17 protein-coding genes are annotated in these 18,658 nt (G+C 64.6%); 6 read left to right on the top strand and 11 right to left on the bottom strand.

Annotated elements, in window-relative coordinates; genetic code table 11:
* The first annotated feature begins 581 nt into the window (after window positions 1–581).
* Window positions 582–1,013 carry an aminomethyl transferase family protein gene (locus GY791_12550; GenBank protein ID MCP4329256.1) on the top strand — a complete coding sequence of 144 codons (432 nt, stop codon included), beginning with the start codon at window positions 582–584 and terminating at the stop codon, window positions 1,011–1,013.
* On the opposite strand, the gene GY791_12545 is transcribed toward GY791_12550, so the two are convergent.
* The 10 genes from GY791_12545 to GY791_12500 form a co-directional block, all read right to left on the bottom strand.
* A complete protein-coding gene (locus GY791_12545) occupies window positions 1,003–1,962 on the bottom strand; it encodes a DUF2877 domain-containing protein (protein ID MCP4329255.1) in 960 nt (319 codons plus the stop codon). The genes GY791_12550 and GY791_12545 overlap by 11 nt on opposite strands.
* 7 nt (window positions 1,963–1,969) lie before the next feature.
* A complete protein-coding gene (locus GY791_12540; protein ID MCP4329254.1) occupies window positions 1,970–2,938 on the bottom strand; it encodes a carbamate kinase in 969 nt (322 codons plus the stop codon).
* 13 nt (window positions 2,939–2,951) lie between these two features.
* Window positions 2,952–4,454, bottom strand: coding sequence for an acyl-CoA synthetase FdrA (gene fdrA, locus GY791_12535; protein MCP4329253.1), 1,503 nt, complete (start codon window positions 4,452–4,454; stop codon window positions 2,952–2,954).
* The gene (locus GY791_12530) at window positions 4,451–5,701 is read right to left on the bottom strand and encodes a DUF1116 domain-containing protein (protein MCP4329252.1); all 1,251 of its coding nucleotides are present in this window, start codon (window positions 5,699–5,701) and stop codon (window positions 4,451–4,453) included. The genes fdrA and GY791_12530 overlap by 4 nt, the downstream gene beginning before the upstream one ends.
* Before the next feature lie 17 nt (window positions 5,702–5,718).
* Window positions 5,719–5,910 (bottom strand): hypothetical protein, encoded by a 192-nt coding sequence (locus GY791_12525; protein MCP4329251.1) that lies wholly within the window; start codon window positions 5,908–5,910, stop codon window positions 5,719–5,721.
* Window positions 5,911–5,996: 86 nt separating this feature from the next.
* Complete coding sequence (locus GY791_12520; protein MCP4329250.1) at window positions 5,997–7,184, bottom strand: amidase; 1,188 nt, start codon at window positions 7,182–7,184, stop codon at window positions 5,997–5,999.
* Between the two features lie 33 nt (window positions 7,185–7,217).
* Window positions 7,218–8,447 carry an amidohydrolase family protein gene (locus GY791_12515; GenBank protein ID MCP4329249.1) on the bottom strand — a complete coding sequence of 410 codons (1,230 nt, stop codon included), beginning with the start codon at window positions 8,445–8,447 and terminating at the stop codon, window positions 7,218–7,220.
* A 3-nt stretch (window positions 8,448–8,450) separates the two neighbouring features.
* Window positions 8,451–10,991 (bottom strand): ATP-binding cassette domain-containing protein, encoded by a 2,541-nt coding sequence (locus GY791_12510; protein MCP4329248.1) that lies wholly within the window; start codon window positions 10,989–10,991, stop codon window positions 8,451–8,453.
* A complete protein-coding gene (locus GY791_12505; GenBank protein MCP4329247.1) occupies window positions 10,988–11,863 on the bottom strand; it encodes a branched-chain amino acid ABC transporter permease in 876 nt (291 codons plus the stop codon). The genes GY791_12510 and GY791_12505 overlap by 4 nt, the downstream gene beginning before the upstream one ends.
* Before the next feature lie 125 nt (window positions 11,864–11,988).
* Window positions 11,989–13,185, bottom strand: a complete 1,197-nt coding sequence (locus tag GY791_12500; protein ID MCP4329246.1) for an ABC transporter substrate-binding protein — start codon at window positions 13,183–13,185, stop codon at window positions 11,989–11,991.
* A gap of 117 nt (window positions 13,186–13,302) precedes the next feature.
* Here GY791_12500 and GY791_12495 point away from each other — a divergent pair, with 117 nt between their 5' ends.
* From GY791_12495 to GY791_12480, 4 genes are all read left to right on the top strand, one after another.
* Window positions 13,303–14,037, top strand: a complete 735-nt coding sequence (locus GY791_12495; GenBank protein ID MCP4329245.1) for a TetR/AcrR family transcriptional regulator — start codon at window positions 13,303–13,305, stop codon at window positions 14,035–14,037.
* A gap of 166 nt (window positions 14,038–14,203) precedes the next feature.
* Window positions 14,204–15,310 carry a mandelate racemase/muconate lactonizing enzyme family protein gene (locus GY791_12490; protein MCP4329244.1) on the top strand — a complete coding sequence of 369 codons (1,107 nt, stop codon included), beginning with the start codon at window positions 14,204–14,206 and terminating at the stop codon, window positions 15,308–15,310.
* A 172-nt stretch (window positions 15,311–15,482) separates the two neighbouring features.
* Window positions 15,483–16,847, top strand: a complete 1,365-nt coding sequence (locus tag GY791_12485; protein MCP4329243.1) for a hypothetical protein — start codon at window positions 15,483–15,485, stop codon at window positions 16,845–16,847.
* Window positions 16,848–16,893: 46 nt separating this feature from the next.
* Window positions 16,894–18,153 carry a DUF1116 domain-containing protein gene (locus tag GY791_12480; GenBank protein MCP4329242.1) on the top strand — a complete coding sequence of 420 codons (1,260 nt, stop codon included), beginning with the start codon at window positions 16,894–16,896 and terminating at the stop codon, window positions 18,151–18,153.
* On the opposite strand, the gene GY791_12475 is transcribed toward GY791_12480, so the two are convergent.
* Window positions 18,147–18,419 (bottom strand): hypothetical protein, encoded by a 273-nt coding sequence (locus GY791_12475; GenBank protein MCP4329241.1) that lies wholly within the window; start codon window positions 18,417–18,419, stop codon window positions 18,147–18,149. The genes GY791_12480 and GY791_12475 overlap by 7 nt on opposite strands.
* On the opposite strand from GY791_12475, the gene GY791_12470 reads away from it, so the two are divergent.
* Window positions 18,412–18,606, top strand: coding sequence for a hypothetical protein (locus tag GY791_12470; GenBank protein MCP4329240.1), 195 nt, complete (start codon window positions 18,412–18,414; stop codon window positions 18,604–18,606). The genes GY791_12475 and GY791_12470 overlap by 8 nt on opposite strands.
* The last annotated feature ends 52 nt before the right edge of the window (window positions 18,607–18,658 follow it).

Here is an 18,658-nt window from a genome sequence, read left to right as displayed (position 1 = left end):
ATTCGACCGACAGGATGGGCATGGATTGTCCGGCTCCGAGATTTGTGTATCTATGATTGACGGGCCCAACGGAAACAAGGAATCGGGTAACGGCCGACCGGCCAAGGTTGGAATGGGGGTCGTTGCCTTCGACCGTTGCGAGCAAGTCTAGACCGCGTGCGGAAGAGGTTCAACCAAATGCTACCAAATAGTACCGAACCTGTTAATTGGATACCGCTTTGACAGGGCAGGGCGATCGCTGCTGCCTTGCGAGTAGCTGAAAACGTCAGATTTGTGCTGCGTATCAAACTGAGACGGTCGTGTCGAATTGGCTCATAATTGGTCTGATTCGGTTTTCCCAACCGCCAGGGGCGGGGTGGCGATGAATGTGCCCGCCGCCGCCTTTGCGAACGCCGGACGAACCTCCGTCCCGGAATCCGGCCGCCGATTCCGGGGCAGGAGCGCTATCGGGTTCGCGGCGGTTCTGCCCTCGCCGTCCACTTGGCCGGGAACGACAGGCTGCAGGTGATTGACGCCGAGGGTCTGCAACCGTGCGAATTGATCGCCTTCGGCGCCGATGGCTGGGTTTCGAGACTCTGGACATGTTGCGGATCGAAGCCGGACTAATACCGCCCGGCTCCGAGTATGACGACCAGATCGACCCGTTCGAGGCGGGGATCGGATTTACCGTGCCGCTCAAATCCAAGAACGAGGATTCCATCGGCCGCGACGCCTTGCTCAAGCGCAAGGACCATCCGCAGCGGCGCCTCGTCGGCCTCGAACTCGAAGGCGGAGAGCCGGCCGCCCACGGCGATTGCGTTCATGTCGGACGGCTCCAGGTCGGCACCGTTACCAGCGCAACGCGGTCGCCGATTCTGGCCAAGAACATCGCTTTGTGCCGGATCGCGGTCGAGCATGGCGACGTCGGGACAGAGGTCGAGGTCGGTAAGCTCGACGGTCAACAGAAACGCTTGCCGGCGCGGGTGGTACCGTTTCCCCTTTACGATCCGAAGAAGGAACGGGTCAGGGCCTGACTATTGGCGGGGTGCTGGCGGGGCGCGCCGGAATCCCGTCGCGCTCCGAGACGGCGACAACGGCGTCCAACGCGGTGATGACTCCGCACAAGGTATCCCAGCCCGAGCAATGGCCGATGCGGTCGATGGCGTCGAGGCGTTCGGGATAGGTAACCGTACGGCCGGCCCGGAGTTCCCCCAGTAATTCGTGAATGGCGGCGCTGCCATAGCCTTCGGCGGCTGCCCTCACGTGGGCGGTGCTGATCCGGTTGCCGGCCCGGTGCACGTCGTCACAGGCACTGGCTGCCAGGCGAGTCCGGGCTGCGTCCGCGCCGACCGCATCGAGAGCCAATATCGTCCCGCCGAGGAAATCGTCACCCGAGGGCGTCAATCCGGGCCCGAGCCCGGCCAAGGCGTCCATCGCCGGCGGCGGGTAAGGGTCATGATTGGGACTTCTCGCGAGTGCCATTTCGAGCCAAGTCCGAAGCTCTTCGATGGGGCCGCGGGCAGCCTTCGCCAAGGGTGTCGTCGGGCGGCGGTTTTGGCCGCCGAGGACGCAATGCGCGAGGCCTTGGTCGGGCAGGCGGGCGGCCATGACGCGCCGCAATTCCTGCAAATTCCGCCTCAGGTCGGCGGGGTGGGGCGCCTCGGGATAGGGTCGCGGATGCCAGCTTTCCATGGCAGCGGTCTCGAAGGCGAAGCTGCCGCGGATACGAACGCTCCGGTCGATCGCGATGAACGGGGTTCCGTCGCGGAGCCCGCTGGCCAGCCAATCCGTCTTGCCGGGTGCGTCGCAGATCGCATTGAGGGGGCCGAGGCCGAGCGTCTCGGTGCCGATACAGACGAACCTTCCCTCCGATTCGAGATAGAAACTGCTGGAAAAGACGGCGGCGACGGTGCCGGTCGTGCCGGCGCGCAGGACACGTCCGCCGATGGTGCCGCAACTCAGCAGTCGGAAGTGATGGGACACCTTCTGCCTATTCGTCGTCGGCGACGACGTGCGTTCCGGTCTCGCCGTGCAGGGCGGACATGGCTTCCTCGAGATGGCCGATGATGACGCGCTCGCCGCCGCCTTCGAGGAAGCGGACCGCTGCTTCGATCTTGGGACCCATGCTGCCCGAGGGGAAGTGGCCCTCGGCGTCGAGCGCCCGCAGCTCGCGCAGGGTCACCGTTTCGAGATCGCGTTGCTGGGGTGTCCCGTAGTGGATGGCGACCTTCGAGACGGCGGTCAGGATCATCAAGGTTTCCATGCCCAGAACATTCGCCATATGAGCCGAGGTCAGGTCCTTGTCGATGACCGCGGCGACTCCATGGCGGACGCCCTTCGGACCGCGGATGACCGGGATACCGCCACCGCCGCCGGCGATGACCACGGTCCCGCGGCGCGCGAGCACCTGGACCAGGGAGATGTCGCAGACGTGACGCGGCTTCGGCGACGGCACGACGTGGCGCCAACCGCGGCCGGAATCCTCCATCATCGGCCAGCCGAGCTCCTTGCTGACAGCCTCCCACTCATCCTCGCCGAAGAACGGTCCGACCGGTTTCGTCGGGTTGTCGAACGCTGGGTCGTCGGGGTCGACCTCGACTTGGGTTAGCAGGCAGGCGACATGACGGTCGCTGTCCGCGTCACGGAGCGCGTTCTCCATCGCCTGCATCAAGAGATAGGCGATGCCGCCCTGGCTGTGGGCGACACAGATGTCGAGCGACATCGGCGCCACGCGGTCGCGGGTCAGCACCTGACGCATCAGAATCTTGCCGACGACCGGGCCATTGCCGTGGGTCACGACCAACTCGTTGTCGAGCAGGGTGAGGGGCAGCAGTGACTGCGCGGTCTTGGCGGCGATCGCCTCCTGTTCGGCGGATGTGCCTTCGATGTTCTCGGGATGGGTCGCGTTGCCGCCAATGGCGACAAGCAACCGGCCGGGGATTTCGACGTTGGGTGCCATGTTCCCCGCCTCCTCAGGCCTCGCCCCGGGTACAAGCCAATGCAAATGCGGCGGCATCGGCGTTGGATGGCGCGACGTGAACGCCTGCGGCTTCGAGTTTCGCGATCTGCAAAGTCAATCCCTGCGGATCGCCATCGGTGCCGGTGACCGATGCTACGACGATTGGCCATTTCTGCCCGGCGTGCGAGGCCAGGGTGGCGGCGAGGTGACCGGCAGGATCGGTATGAGCGCCATAACCCAGGACCAGATCGAGCAGGATCACCGCCGCTTCCGGGTCGGCGAGCGCGGTCGCGAGGGCGTCGTCGCGCACCGATGGGTCGATCATCGGGTGCGGTTTGCCACGGGTATATTCATCGTCGCCGAGGTCGATCAACGGATGCGCGGGTTCCTCGCCGGCGAGGGTCGGCACGCCGGGTATCGGCGCGTTCGACTCGATCGCCTCCCCGGCCATGCGGAAAACGACCTGAGCCTCCGCGCATAGCGTGCCACCGGCGAATAATCCGTGGACCCGCCACCGCGACGCCGGCGCGTGCGCGATATCGCGCGGCACGTCGAGCAGCGTGCTGGCGCTCTTGTTGCCGAGCGCATGGGTCGCGCCGGCCTTCAGCGTCAGCGCCACCGCCGCGTTGGCCGGCGCCTCCGATTCGTCGCCGCCGATGAAGCACAGGGTGAAGGTCTTGTCGCTGCCGGCGATTCGATCCGTCACCCGTTTCGCCACCGCCGCCGCGGGGGGCTTCGATATCAGGACGATATGCCTGGTCTCCGGATCGGCATCGAGCAAGTCGAGCGCCATCAGGGTGGTGATGCCGCCGACGTCCTCCTTGAGGTCGCGGCCGCCGACGCCGATGGCGTGGGAAATGCCCCCGCCGCCTCGGGCGATGAGGCAGGAGACCTCCTGAATGCCGGTCCCCGATGCGCCAACGATGCCGATATCGCCGCGCGGCAGTTTGTTGGCGAATCCGAGCGCGGCGCCGTTGATGATCGAGGTGCCGCAATCGGGACCCATGAACAACAGGCCGAGCGCTTGGGCTTCTTGCTTGAGCGCGGCCTCGTCGGCGATGGCGACGTTATCGCTGAACATCATGACATGGAGGCCGCGCCGCAATGCCTTGCGGCCCTCGGCGGCGGCGAAATCACCGGGCACCGAGATCAGCGCGATATTCGAGTCCGGGGCCGCCTTGACCGCTGCGCGCAGCGAGCGCGGCCGCCAGCTCTCGCCGGCTTCGCTCATCCCTGTCGGACGTTCGAGCAACCGGGCAGCTTCGACTTTGGCCGCGGTGGCGGCGGCGGCGGTGGCGGCGCGGATGCCGATGATCAGATCGCCGCCTTCCGCCGTATCGCCGTCCTCGGTCAACAGATTGGCATCGGCCATGATCCGCTTGTTGGCCGGTGTCCCCATCATCAGCGCCGCCTCTTCGATACCCGGCAGGCCGGCGATTTCTCGAGAAAAGCGCATCAAGGCCACCGAATCGAGATAGACGCCGCGGCGGATCTCGTTGTGGATCACCGCGCTCATGCGACACCCAGCCGATCCGCCAGCGCGACCAGTGCCTGCTTGAAGCAGGCCATTGGCGCGCGGACCACGCCGGCGCCGACCTGACCGACGCCGGCGTCCTTGTGGGCGATCCCGGTATTGATCGTCGGCGCCATGTCGGTATCGACGACCAGGCGAATATCGATGCCGGTCGGCACGCCCGCATAGTCCATGGCCGGGATTGTCCATTCCGGGTTTTCGGCGACCGTGATCTCCGACATGTTTCGGGTAAAGTTGGCCGCGTCCGAGGCCGCGCCGGCGCCGACGAACCCCGCCACTGCCGGTGACGCACCCATCGCGAAACCGCCGAGTCCCATGGTCTCGACAATTGTCGAATCGCCCATGTCGGGGTTGGCATCGGCTTCCGTAAAGCCCGGAAAATACAGCCCTTCCGGCATCTCGACCGGGGCCGTGAACCAACTATCGCCGGTGCCGCTGACGCGGATGCCGAAATCGGTTCCGTTGCGGCACATCGCGGTGACGACACTCGATCCGTCGATATCGCGGACCGGATCCGTGATCGCCTTGCCCATGGCCATCGCGATATTGAGAAAGAACTGGTCGTTGCCACCGATGAAGGCGAGGGTCTCTGCCAGCTTGTCGCCGTCACGCAGCGTACGGGCCAGCGGTGGCGCCAATTCGCGCAGCGTGAGCCCGGAACAGGCGACGTTGCGCTGGTGCATCTCATCGCCCATGGCCAAGCCGCGGGCGACGATGTTCTTGAGCGGAATACCGCCGCAATCGAGGATCGCCGCCTTCAACGCCGGGCCGAGCACGTCCCGCAGCCAGCGCAGGCGGTTCAGGACCTCGTCGTCGTTGCCGCCGAACCGCATGACCTTGCCCAGCCCCTCGTTGATCGTGCAGTAGGCGCGATTGCCGAAGGCCCGGTTCTCGACCACCATGACCGGCTGGTTCAGAGTCGTCATGCCGGTCATCGGGCCGACGGCATCGAAATCGTGGTTGGGGTGGAACGCGAAATCTCCGGCCGCCGCCATTGACGCGGCCGTCTCGAGTTCGTCGGCCCAGCCCTCGAAGACGGCGATCCCGGTCACCGCACCGCGCATCGGGCCGCACATCCGGTCCCATTCGATGGGCGGGCCGGCATGGAGGATCATGTGATCGCCTAAGGTCGGGATCGCTTCGCGTGCCGGAACCACGTCGACCAGGACCGGATCGGCCGCCAGCATGCGGCGGACCGCCTCCTGATTGGCTTGTTCGATCTTCTCCAAGGTTTTGGCCGCCTTCCTCAGGTGCCCAGCTTGGACAGCAGGTCGGCCAACACCGGGTCGCCGCCGGCCGGTGGCGACCAGTCGATATCGATCACGGCAATGCCCTGGTTTTTCAGATCATCCGCAAAAAACGACAGACCCACATTGACGACATGGGGTTTGTCACGCAGCAGGCTCGCGATGTTGTTGGATCCCTCGGCGTCGCTCATCTCAATCCCAGCATTCTTTGTCCGCCCCATTTGCCATGCGTTGACTATACGTCACCGTGGCCGGCGGCGGCACAATAACCATCCGTTCAGGCCGCACCCGCGCCGGCCATGATTTGCTTCGCCAGGCCGAGCAGCATGAGATCGGCGCCGGGCCGGGCAATAATCGACAGGCCCAGCGGAAGCCCTCCCAAGCGCGCCAGCGGGAGGCTGATCTGCGGCAGCCCGCCGAGCCCCGAGACGCACAACAGGCACATCGCGTGGTGGCGAAACCGGACCTCGACATCGTCGGTCGGCGTGTTCTTGAGCGGTGCGACGCGCGGCGAGGTCGGCATGCAGATGACGTCGCCATCCTCCAGCACAGCGGCGAGACGGGCGCGAATACGGTCGTGGTCGCGCCGGCACCGCGCCACCACGTCGCGGTCGACCTTGCTGGCCCATTCCATACGCTCGCGAACACCGCGACCCAAATCGGGTTTGGCGGATTCGATCCACGAGCCATGGTTGGCCCAAACCTCGGACGCCTGGATGACGCGAAACACCTCGAACCATTGCGCCAAACCGTCCTCGCTGACGGTTATGCGATCGGCCGCGCCGATCGTGGCGGCAACCCGCTCGACGGCGGGTGCCAGCGCGTCGCGCACGTCCGGATCGACGAGAGAGAAGGCATCCTCGGCCACCCGCAGGCGCCGAGGCGCCGGTGCCGGCCCATTTTCGGCCAACAGCACGCGGCCGACGCGGTCGAACAGGTCACCCTCGCGCGCAAACCACCCGACCACGTCGAAACTGGCACTGAACGGGATAATCCCGTCGGTGGCGATCCGTTCCAGTGTCGGGCGCATGCCGAGTATGCCGCAATAGCTCGCCGGCAGCCGGACCGATCCGCCGCAATCGGTGCCGAGCGCGAAGTCGACCAGTTCCGTCGCGACCGCCGATGCCGAGCCGTTGGACGAACCGCCGGGGATCCGGTCCGGCGCCGCCGGGTTGAGCGGCGTGCCGTAATGCTTGTTCTCGCCGGTCAGGCTGTAGGCCATCTCGTCGGTCAGGGTCTTGCCGACCATATCGGCGCCGGCATCCAACAGGCGCTGCACCGCCGAGGCGGTATGCGTGGCTTCGGAATGGGTCTGCAGCCAGGTCGGATTGCCGAACCCGGTTCGGTGACCGGCAATGTCGATGATGTCCTTGACGCCGAATCGCAGACCCTTGAGCGGGCCCTCCGCTGCGCCATCGAGGGCGACATCGGTGCCGCGGCAGAACGCGCCGTGGGGATCGTCCATTTGGCTGCCTGCGATCTCGAGCCCAACCGCCATTCAATGGGGCCGGTGCAGTGCCGCCGGCTCGCGGGTAAATGTCCGCCGGCCCCGCTTGAAGCCGTAGATCGGCGGTATGAGTTCGGCCACCGCGGTCGCCGCGTCGGTGCAGTCGTGGACGACCATGTCGGCCGAATTGCCCACCGCGACGCCATAATCGTCGAGGCGGATCAATCGGGCGGAACGCTCGGTCACCATATTGAAGCACTCGAGCACATCATCGCGTTTCCCGACATGGCAGATATTCGCATAGAGATTGGCCATTCGGATCAGCGAGCAGTCGCCGAACGGGGTGAACGGGTTCAGCACGTTGTTCGAGGACAGGGAGCAATTGACGCCCGAATCCAGCATGGTGTGGACTGGGACGACGCCGCGCATGATGTTGTGATCCATGTGCCGGCCCATGAGAAAAAGATCGGTCGACGGCAACACGGTGACGGCGACGCCAGAATCGGCCAGCGGCTTCAGAAGCCGTTGAAACTTCTCCGGCGGCATCGTCGACAGCTTGGTGACATGGCCGACCGCGACCCGCCCGCCATAGTCGAACTTGTCGGTCAACTCGCAGACATAGGGGATGTCCAGCTCGTCATGAGTGGGGCCGAAATCCAGATGCATGTCGATGTCGACGTCGAACTCGCGCGCCATCTCGAACACACGATCGATCTGCCCCCTGGGGTCACTGTCGGTATAGGGCGCGGCCCCGACGACGCGGCAGCCGCGCTTCAGCGATTCGACCATCAACTCGTCGGTGCCCGGATTGTTGAGCAGGCCCTCTTGGGGGAAGACGCAGATCTCCAGGTCGATCGCCCATTTGTATTCATCGATCAGCGGCATTAGGCCCTCGAGACTACGCAGGCCGACGACCGGATCGACCTCTAGATGGGTCCGCATATGGGTGGTGCCGTGGAGCAGGCTTTTTTCCAGCGTACGCACGGCGCGGTCGTGGCAATCCTCGGCGGTGAAGCCCTTTTTCGCGAGCGCGACTTGTTCGATTGCCTCGTCGAGGTGTCCCTTTTCCGATTTGCAGCGTTCGAGGATGCAGGACTTATCGAGATGGATGTGGGTCTCGATGAACCCCGGGCCGACCAACCGACCGCCAACGTCGAGCTCTTCGCCTTCGGCGATCAAGTGGGGCTCGATGACGGCGATCCTGCCGCCATCGATGCCGATGTCGACGGGGTTGCCGTCATTGACTACGGCAACCCGCGCGTTTCGCAAGATTAGATCCATGGCTTACTCCATTCCGCCGGTCGGTGCCGGCGATGCTTGGTTTTGACCCGATATGCCGGCCTCGCCGAGATAGGCTTGTTCGAGCGCCGGGTCGTCGCGAATTTCGTCCGTGGTGCCCTGATGAACGATGCGCCCCGATTCGAGAATATACCCCCGATCGGCAACCGACAGGGCGAGACCCGCCATTTGATCGACCAGCAGAATTGTGATGCCCTCGTCGCGCAGCTCCGCCAAGACCTCGAACAATTCGTTGATCAGGGTCGGCGCGAGGCCGAGCGATGGCTCGTCGAGCAGGAGAATCGTCGGTTTGGCAACGAGGCCGCGGGCGATGGCGAGCATCTGTTGCTCGCCGCCGGACAGCAATCCGGCTCGGCTTCCCGCCCGTTCGCGTAGCTTGGGGAATCGGTCGAGCATCGCTTCGACCTCGATCCCGTCGTCGAAGTCGCTCCGCGCATAAGCACCGAGCCGGATATTGTCGACGACGCTGAATTCCGGAAAGACCTGGCGCCCTTCCGGGACCAGGATCAGGCCTTCGCCGGCGATGCGGTTGGCGGTGAATTTGGTGATGTCGCGGCCGAGCAGAAGTACATTGCCCTGTTCGGGCCGGTGAAGTCCCGTCACCGTGCGCATCAGCGTCGACTTGCCGGCGCCGTTGGCGCCCAGGACGGCCACCATCTCGCCGCTTCGGACCGACAGATCGACGGCCTGGAGCACCGGCGCCGCGCCGTAGCCGGCGGTCAACGCCTCGATCTCGAGCACCGGTTGGTCGCTGGGTTGCCACGCTTCGGGGCGTCCTCGGCCGGCAAAGTCGCTATCGCCGAGATAGGCTTTGCGGACGTCGGCATTGGCGCGGACCTCGGCCGGCGATCCGTCGGCGATCCGCCGGCCGGCATCGAGAACGTAGATGTGATCGGAGATGCCCATCACCAGGGACATGTCGTGCTCGACGATGATGACCGTGACCCCGGTATCGGCGATGCGGCGCAGTAGGTGACCCAGACCCTCCGTGTCGTTGCGGCCGAGGCCGGCCGCCGGCTCGTCGAGCAGCAGGACCTGGGGGCGGATGGCAAGCGCGCGGGCGATTTCGACCAATCGCTTGTCGATATGGGGCAACGCGCCGGCGGTCTGCTCGACCGGCCCCGTATAGCCGACGAAGACCAGCAACGCTTCGGCCAATCCGCGTCCGCTGTCGTCGCCGCCGACGCCGCCGAAGAGTGCCCTGGTTATCGATCCGAGGTTGCCCCTACGGAGCGCGATCTCGAGATTTTCGAGGACGGAAATGTTCTCGAACAATTGCGTCGTCTGATAGGTGCGCGCGATACCGGCCCGGGCGATGATGTGCGACGCCTGCCCGGCGACGTTTCGGTCGCCGAGCCTGACAATTCCCGAATCGGGCTTGTAGAAGCCGCCGATCAGGTTGAGGACGGTGGTCTTGCCGGCACCGTTGGGTCCGATGATGCTGGTCACCTGTCCGGACCGAGCGGCGAAACTGACATCGTCGACGGCGGCGACACCGCCGAACGAAATGCACAGGTCGTCGACCAGGAGCGCATCGTCGCTGCGACCCTCGGACAGGAATGCGGCGATATCGATGTCACCGGCTTCGGCCGGCCTCGGATCGGTGCGCCTCAGGCGTCGCTCGATCTCGCCGACGATGCCACGCGGCGCGGCCAAAAGGACGACCAGCAGCAGGATGCCGACGAACAGCAAGCGGTACTCCGCCAGGAACGACAGGAACTCGGGCACCAGAACGACAACGAGCGCCCCGGCGACCGGCCCGAGAACGGTCCCGATGCCGCCGATGATGGCGACCAGCAGGAACAGGATCGATTGCAGGAAGGGAAACGATTCGGGGCTGATGAAGGCGGTGATCGACGCGAACACGGCGCCCGCGACGCCGGCGATGACCGCCGACAGGGTAAAGGCAACGGTGCGGATCGCGACCGGATTCAGGCCGAGTGACTGTCCCGCGGTCTCGGAATCGCGGACCGCCCGCATCGCCATTCCCCATGTGCTGGGGCGCAGGCGGGCAAACAGAAACACGCTGACGACCGTGAGCGCCAGCACCAGCAGCGCGATATCCCGTTCGACGAATTCGTGGCCGAAGGCGTCGGGCATGGGGATGAACATGATACCGTTCCAGCCGCCGGTGACGTCCTTCCATTCGGCCGCACCCTGTTCGACGACAAAGGCGAAGGCGATGGTGATCATCGCCAGATAAGGCCCCCGCACACGGAGCGCGGGGATCGCCAGCAATGTCCCGGCGGCGCCGGCGACGATACCGGCGAGCGGCAGAGCGAGCCAGAAGCTCCACGCGTAGGTGGTGGTCAGGATGGCGCCGGTATAGGCCCCGATCGCGTAAAAACCGACGTGGCCGAGGGAAATCTGTCCGGTCAGGCCGAGCAGGATATTGAGGCCGACGCCGACCATCGCGGTCAGGCCGACGAGCACGATGATGTAGACCTGGTAACCGTCGGCAGCGAATATCGCGGCCGCCGTGGCGGCGATCGCGACCAGCAGGCAAAGGCGGTAGAGCGCTTTCATACCTTCTTCACCGCGGCGCGGCCAAACAGGCCATGGGGGCGTAGCGCCAGCGCCACAATGATCAGCGCGAAGGTGACGATCTGGGTATAGGTTGAACCCAGCACGGCGGTGATCAACGCCTCGACCATGCCGTAGACGAGGCCGGCGACCATGACCCCCCAGGCGTTGGTGATGCCGCCCAGGATCGCCACTGCGAACGCCTTGATCCCGAACAGCGTGCCCATGGTCGAAGAAATGATGAACAGCGGCGCGATCAAGACTCCGGCGATGCCCGCGAACAGGCCGGAGAGCGCGAATGTCGTGATGACGGCGGCGGTGACATTGATGCCCATGAGGCGCGCCGCATCCGGATTCTGTACAACCGCGAGCAGTGCCTTGCCGTGCTTGGTCCGGTGCGAGAAAAAGTGAAGCGCGACCGCGATGCCAAGACCGACCACCGGGATCATGACTTGCAGCGGCTGTACCTTGAGGTCCGCGATGTAAAAATATTCCGTCGTCAGCGGCGACGGCGGCATGCCCCTCGGGTCCTTGCCGAAGGTAAACAGGACGACGTTCTCGAGGATAATGCCGATGGCGACCGTGGCCATCAACCAAGCGTCGGAGCCGCGCTTCACGAACGGGCGGACGCCGACCCGCTCGACGACAATGCCCCACATGGCGCACAGGATGAGCGCGAAGATGACGGCCAGCCACATCGGCCAGCCGAAGGTCACGGCGAAGCTGAAGGTCAGCACGGCGCCGAGCATCATCGCGCTGCCCTGGGCGAAATTCACCGTGTTGGAAACCGCGTAGGTGACGTAGAAACCGAGCGCCAGCAGCCCATACATGCTGCCGAGGCCGAATCCAGTGATGATGGCGGATGGTATCAGCATCGTTCGGGATCGCACGGCGCCATGGAACCGTGCCGCATTAGGCCGCTATCCGGCGCCGGCCGCAGCCGGCGACCGGGCGGCCCAAATCCCCTTTCAGGGGCCGAGCCGCCCGCTTCACCGCGGTACTACTCGACCGGCGTGATCGTGGTGCCCTCGAAACGAACCATGATGTAGTCGTTCTCGTTCAACGCATCATGATTGTCCTTGGAAAACGGCGGGTCGTACACTTTGATCAGACCGGCATACGAATCCATGTTTTCCAACGCCTCGCGGATGGCATCGCCGTCCGTGCTTCCGGCCTGGTTGATCGCCCGGGCGAGGATGTGCATGGCGTCGTAGGCGTTCGCGGTACCGACCGGCGAAAAAATATCGTCCGCTCCCTTGATCTCGGGAAACTTGTCGATCAAGGCCTGCAGCACGCGTTTGCCGGTGTCGCCCTGGTCACCGTAAAAGCTGTAGGTCTGGACGAAATGGGCATCGCCCGCGGTCGGGCCGGCAAGCTCGGGGAACCGACCGCCCGAGATGCCCCAGTGGGAGACCACCGGTACGTTCCAGCCCATGCGCTCGCGCGACTTCATCATTTGTGCGCCGGGCGGGGCATTGGTGACGAGAATGATCGCCTCGGCGCCCGCGTCCTTGAGGCGGGTCAGTTGGGGCACCATGTCGACGTCGTTGTTCTCGAACTTCTCGACGCCGACAATCTCGACGCTGTTGTTGCTCGCATCGGCGGCCTTCAGGCCTTTCTCGTTCGATTCGCCCCACGGATTGTTGATCAGCATGAGGCCGACCTTCTTGGCGCCGAATGTGGCGTCGGCATATTGCAGGAGCTTGATGTCGACGATGGCGTCGACGGCCGACACGCGGAAGACGTAGTTGGGGTCGGCGCCATTGCGGGTGATCGGTGTGGCGGCAGCCCAGTCGCCCATGAACGGCACCTTCGACTTATTGGCCAGCGGAACGATGGCCAGCGAAACCGGCGAATCGATGCCGCCGAAGAAGGCCGCGACCTTCTCCTTGAAGATCAGCTCGCGGGCGGCGATGACGCCCTTGGGCGGATTGGACTCGTCGTCGCGGCGGATCAGCTCGATCATGCGACCGCCCAAGATTCCGCCGGCGCCATTGATCTCGTCCATCGCGACCGTGAGGCCGCGGGTGATCGCTTCGCCCGATTGCGCCGATGGCCCGGACAAGGCGGCGACGAGTCCGATCTTGACCGGGTCGGCGGCAGTGGCCGGGTGGACGACGAATGCGCCCAATGCAAGACTTGCGGCGGCCAACATCAGGCGACGCCGTGATTCTCCTAAGACTTTTCGATACGGCATGATGTTCTCTCCCTGTGTGGAAATTTATTGTTCCTTGCGACCATGAAATTCGCTAAGTAATAATATTTTTACAAAAGGCGGCGAGTGTCAAGCGAACAGCACCGAGGCGAGGACAGTATGGCATCAAAGAGCGGCAATCCGGCGATGAAAACATCCAAGATGGTCGCGGCCAAACCCGCGGCGCACACCGTCCCGACCGGACGCCGCGTGTCCAAGTGCCGCATCGCCCCCAAGCGGAACGCGGCGGCGACGCGGGAGAATATCCTCGCTGCCGGTATCGCCGAGTTTTGCGCTCATGGCTACAACGGGGCACGTACCGAGCGTATCGCCAAACAGGCGGGCGCCAATATCCGCATGATCTATCACTACTTCGGCAACAAGGAGGATCTCTATCTCGCCGTCCTCGAGCGCGTCTATCAGCGTGTCCGCAGCCAGGAAGAGAAGCTCAGCCTGCGCGACCAGGCCCCGGTCGAGGGCATGGTTCGGCTGATCGATTTCACCTTTTGGCACCTCGCCGAGAACCCCGAGTTCATCGGATTGGTGTCGAACGAGAATTTGCTCGAGGGGCGATACTTGAAGAGATCGCAGGCGGTGCCGCAGATGACGCCGCCGCTGGTCGAGGCGATTCGCGATCTTCTCGTGCGCGGCGAGCATGCCGGCGTCTTCCGCGCCGGGGTCGACCCGGTACAGCTGTATATCACCGTGCTGTCCCTCTGCTACATCCACATCTCGAACCGGTTCACCCTGTCGGTCATGTTCCAGACCGATCTCACCGATACGGCCTGGCTCGACCGGCGGCGGCGCCACGCCCAGGATGTGATCATTGCCTATTTGCGACCCGTTTCCGAGTGATAGGCGGGCCGTCGAGCGGTTCTTGGCGCGGTGATTCACCTGAGTAGCTTTGCCATCTACTGTCCTCGTTTCGCCCGACGGCAGTTGGCATCCTACGTCGGGGCACCTAGGCTGCATTGCCGTGCGTTGCTCTCTCGGGGCGACGGAGCTTGAAGAAGGGGCTGCCATGAAGATTGCCGCGATCCGCGTCTATCGTGTCGAATTGCCGCTGAAGGAAGGGCGCTATTCCTGGGCCGACGGCAAGTATGTCGAGGTCTTCGACAGCACCGTGGTCGAAATCGAGACCAGCGACGGCCGCCGCGGCTACGGCGAGGTTTGTCCGCTCGGCCCGTTCTATCTGCCGGCCTTTGGACCCGGCGCGCGGGCGGCGATCGGCGAGATTGCTCCCCACCTCCTCGATCACGATCCGACCGAAATCGGACGCATCAACGGCATCATGGACACAGCGTTGCTCGGCCATCCCTATGCCAAGTCGCCGCTCGACATGGCGTGCTGGGACCTGCTCGGCCAGGATACGGGCAAGCCGATCTGCACCCTTCTCGGCGGGCGCTATGGCGAAGCGGTCGCGCTCTACCGGGCGATCAGCCAGGAATCGTCCGAGGACATGGCGCGCAAGGTGGCCGGCTACCGGGACGAAGGTTATCGCAAGTTCCAACTCAAGGTGGGCGCCGACCCGCTCGACGACATCGCGCGGATCCGCGCCGTGGCCGAAGTGCTCGCCGCCGGCGACACCTTGATCGCCGACGCCAATACCGGCTGGTTGGCGCCCGACGCCGTCCGCGTCGCCAATGCGGTGGCCGGGCTCGACGTCTATATCGAGCAGCCCTGCCGGTCCTATGAGAAGTGTCTCTCGGTGCGCGAACGTACGTCGTTGCCCTTCATCCTCGACGAATCGATCGACGGCCTCGACATCCTCCTGCGCGCCCACGCCGACCGGGCGATGGACGTGATCAACCTCAAGATCTCGAAAGTCGGCGGGCTGACCAAGGCCCGTCAAATTCGTGATCTCTGCGTCTCGCTCGGCATACCGATGACCATCGAGGACAGCTGGGGCGGCGACATCGTCACCGCGGCGATCGCCCATCTCGCCCATTCGACGCCCGAGCCGTTCCGGTTTTCCGCCACTGATTTCAACAGCTATGTGACGGTGCGCAATGCCCGCAACGCGCCGGAACGCGAAAACGGCCGCATGTCTGCCGGGTCTCTGCCGGGTCTCGGTATCGAACCCGAAATGGAGGTCCTGGGCGAGCCGGTCGCGGTTTACGGCGGATAACGGCAATTCACCGGTCGCGCTTGTCAGATCGGTGATAGCACAAAGAGGACAATCGACGATCATCGGCCGCCCGGCTTCGCTCTTGCGTAGCGCAATGGCCGCGTCGATGATCCACTACTATCGGCTACGGCGCGCCATCGATGGGACGCCTGTATTTGGGGGATAAGCGGGTATGACGGATATTCGGGAGCTTGAGCAAAAGCTGCGCACCGACGGCGTGCGGTACTTCTTTGGTGCCTATGTCGACGGACTAGGCGTGCCGAAGTCGAAATGCGTCCCACTCGCCCATTTCGCCGATGCCGCCGAAGGATCCGAGCTCTATACAGTGGGCGCGCTCGAGGCGATGGGCGAGCTCGGTCCGAACGAAGACGAGTGCGTCGGCGTTCCCGATCTCGATACGACGGTCATACTGCCCTGGGATCGCCGGTATGCGCTGGCGTTCGCCGACCTTCAGCTTCATGGCGAGCCCTATAGCCACTGCTCGCGTACCGTCCTCAAACGGCAGGTCGCCGCCGCCGCCGAGATGGGGTTCGACGTCAATCTCGGCGTCGAGCCGGAAGTCTATGTCTTGCGCGCCGACGAAGAGCGCGGCTGGCGCCCGTTCGTCGCCGAGGACGAGGTCAACCTGCCGACCCGCGGCTACGACCTCGAAACGACGATGATGGCGGACCCGTTCCTGGAGCCGATGATCGATCACATGACCAAGCTCGGCTGGGACGTCTATTCCTTCGATCATGAAGGCGGCGACGGCCAGTACGAGTTCGATTTCGACTACACCGATGTCGTGACCATGGCCGACCGTATGGTCCTGTTTCGCCTGATGGCCAAGCATGTCGCGCGCGAACTCGGCTGTATCGCGACCTTCATGCCGAAGCCGTGGTCCGAAGCCTTCGGCTCCGGCGCCCACTTCAATATGAGCCTGTTCGACCGCTCGGCCGGACGCAACGCGTTCGAGGCGCTCGACGCAGCCGGCAGCCCGGGCGGGCGCGGCTACAGCGACATCGCCTATCAATTCACCGCCGGCGTACTTCGCCACGTGCGAGCGATCACCGCGGTCGTCTGTCCGACGGTCAATTCCTACAAGCGTCTCAATCCGCGCGGGTTGATGAACGAGATGTCTTGGGCTCCGGTCTACGAGGCCTATGGCCACAACAACCGTACCTTGGTCTGCCGCCTGCCGATGAACCGTCGCTGCCTGGAACTGCGCCATGCCGACAGTGCGGTGAATTTCCATCTCGGTGCCGCGCTCACCCTCGCCGCCGGGCTCGAAGGGATTCGCGACGGGCTCGATGCCGGCGAGCCGGTCGACTACAACACCTACGCGTTCGGCGAAGACGAACTGGCCGACAAGGGTGTCCGGCGTTTGCCGCGTACGTTGGGTCAGGCGATCGAGGCTTTCGCCGCCGACGACTTGGCCCGCGCTGTACTTGGCGACGCCTTCCACAAGACCTTTGCCGCCTACAAGCGGGCGGAGTGGGAGGAATATTGCCTCATCGTCGGTGAGTGGGAACGCAAGCGCTACATGCAGATCTGGTAAGTCGACGGGAGTCGCCCTACGCGACGGAATGACGGGGAGGTGATCGATGGCGAACGCGGCGCAACGCCGAGACGATGCCAACGCCGAGAGCCTGCGCCGGATGAACGCATGCGATCCGGTACTGGTCGACGTCCGTCCGGCGGGCGAAGTCGTGCCGGACATGACGCCCAATCTGGTGCTGACCAGCGGCCGGCCGATGCCGTGGCGGCAATATCTCGGTGGCCAGCGGCGTTCGCTGATTTATGGCGCTATCTACGAAGGTCTCGCCAACAGCGATGAGGACGCCGCGGCCAAGTTCGAAAGCGGAGAGATCCGCGTCGGCGCGTGCCATGACCACGGCTGCGTCGGTTCCGTGGCGGGGATCTATACCGCATCGATGCCCGTCTTCGTGGTCGAGGATCCCGTCTTCGGCACCAAGGGATTCTGCAATTTCTACGAGGGCGCCTCGCCGCGGCGGCTCAATTACGGGGCCTACGACGATGAGGTTCGCAACGGCCTCAAATTGATCGAGGAGGTGATCGCGCCGGTGATCGGCGAAGCGGTGCGGTGCGCCGGCGGCGTTCCCCTGAAACCGATGATGCGGCGCGCCATCCACATGGGCGACGAGCTCCATAGCCGCAACACCGCTGCCACCGTGCTCTTCGCCCGCGCCCTTGTGCCCTCTCTGATGGAGCAATACGGCGCGGCGCCGGAGCGGGTGCGGCAGACCCACGAATTCCTGACCGAAAACGAATATTCGTTCCTGCGCCTGTCGATGGCCGCCGCCAAGGCCATCGCCGATGCCGCCCACGGCGTCGAGGGGTCGAGCGTGGTAACCGCAATGACGATCAGCTGCCGCGGCTTCGCCTTGCGCATCAGCGGCCTCGATGGAAGCTGGTTCGACGGCCCCCATGCGGTGGTCGAGGCCAAGCTGTTCGACGGCTACAGCGCGGACGATATTGAGTGGATCGGCGGCGAGAGCCTGATCGCCGAAACCGTCGGGCTTGGCGGGTTCGCGCAGGCCGCGGCTTTTGCGCTCCAGGCCTACCAGGGCGGCTCCGCCGAGGCTATGGTCGCCAACAATCTGCAGATGTACGACATCACCGTCGGCGAAAACGACTGCTTCCAGATCCCGTTTCTCGGCTATCGTGGCACGCCGACCGGCATCGACATCTTCAAGGTCGTCGACACCGGCATCACGCCGATGATCGACGGCGGCCTGGCGGGCAAGGACGGCGGCCAGATCGGGGCCGGGATCCTGCGCGCGCCGATCGCCTGTTTCGAGGCTGCCTGCGCTGCCTGGACGGATCGCTACGGCGATCAGTGATGGGCGGCGATCGTGCCGTAAGTTAGACCGAGATCCGCCAGCCATTTGCGGTACTGCAGCGACGTGCGGTCACAGCGCAAGTGGAATTCGGCGTCCGAGTCCAGGGGCAGGCTCTTGGGTCGCTGGGATTCGACGATACGGATGTCCTGGCCGATGATCAGTTCGGTGAACTCGGCCACTTCGGCCGCGCTGTAGACCTCGTCGTAGTTGGAGGCCAACAATATCCAGCCGATGCTCTGCTCTGGTTCGACCGGTGTGATGGTCAAGACGATCGCCTCCATTCGCGCCGCCCCGGCTTCGTTGCGCAAGCCGATGTCGATGGTCGTCGGCGTGATCGGCTACAGCGCCATCATCCTGCTGCTCGGCGCCGCCCTGATCGGCATCGGCAAGGTGATCGACCATGGCGCCGCGATCCGCGAGGCCTTGGCCGACGCCAAGACCAACACCGAATAGCGACCGGGCCCACTGTCCACGCTATGATCCTGAGCTAAGGCGTCTCGACGCT

Source organism: Alphaproteobacteria bacterium (assembly GCA_024244705.1).
In the GTDB taxonomy this organism is placed as follows: domain Bacteria; phylum Pseudomonadota; class Alphaproteobacteria; order JAAEOK01; family JAAEOK01; genus JAAEOK01.
This window is presented reverse-complemented; position numbering and strand designations above follow the sequence as displayed.

Bases quoted from the DNA above. Each gene is read 5' to 3' on its own strand.
- GY791_12510 (MCP4329248.1), bottom strand. From the start codon at position 10,991: ATGAAAGCGCTCTACCGCCTTTGCCTGCTGGTCGCGATCGCCGCCACG.
- GY791_12550 (MCP4329256.1), top strand. From the start codon at position 582: ATGTTGCGGATCGAAGCCGGACTAATACCGCCCGGCTCCGAGTATGAC.
- GY791_12525 (MCP4329251.1), bottom strand. From the start codon at position 5,910: ATGAGCGACGCCGAGGGATCCAACAACATCGCGAGCCTGCTGCGTGAC.
- GY791_12505 (MCP4329247.1), bottom strand. From the start codon at position 11,863: ATGCTGATACCATCCGCCATCATCACTGGATTCGGCCTCGGCAGCATG.
- GY791_12495 (MCP4329245.1), top strand. From the start codon at position 13,303: ATGGCATCAAAGAGCGGCAATCCGGCGATGAAAACATCCAAGATGGTC.
- GY791_12480 (MCP4329242.1), top strand. From the start codon at position 16,894: ATGGCGAACGCGGCGCAACGCCGAGACGATGCCAACGCCGAGAGCCTG.
- GY791_12490 (MCP4329244.1), top strand. From the start codon at position 14,204: ATGAAGATTGCCGCGATCCGCGTCTATCGTGTCGAATTGCCGCTGAAG.
- GY791_12485 (MCP4329243.1), top strand. From the start codon at position 15,483: ATGACGGATATTCGGGAGCTTGAGCAAAAGCTGCGCACCGACGGCGTG.
- GY791_12500 (MCP4329246.1), bottom strand. From the start codon at position 13,185: ATGCCGTATCGAAAAGTCTTAGGAGAATCACGGCGTCGCCTGATGTTG.
- GY791_12540 (MCP4329254.1), bottom strand. From the start codon at position 2,938: ATGGCACCCAACGTCGAAATCCCCGGCCGGTTGCTTGTCGCCATTGGC.
- fdrA (MCP4329253.1), bottom strand. From the start codon at position 4,454: ATGAGCGCGGTGATCCACAACGAGATCCGCCGCGGCGTCTATCTCGAT.
- GY791_12520 (MCP4329250.1), bottom strand. From the start codon at position 7,184: ATGGACGATCCCCACGGCGCGTTCTGCCGCGGCACCGATGTCGCCCTC.
- GY791_12470 (MCP4329240.1), top strand. From the start codon at position 18,412: ATGGTCAAGACGATCGCCTCCATTCGCGCCGCCCCGGCTTCGTTGCGC.
- GY791_12515 (MCP4329249.1), bottom strand. From the start codon at position 8,447: ATGGATCTAATCTTGCGAAACGCGCGGGTTGCCGTAGTCAATGACGGC.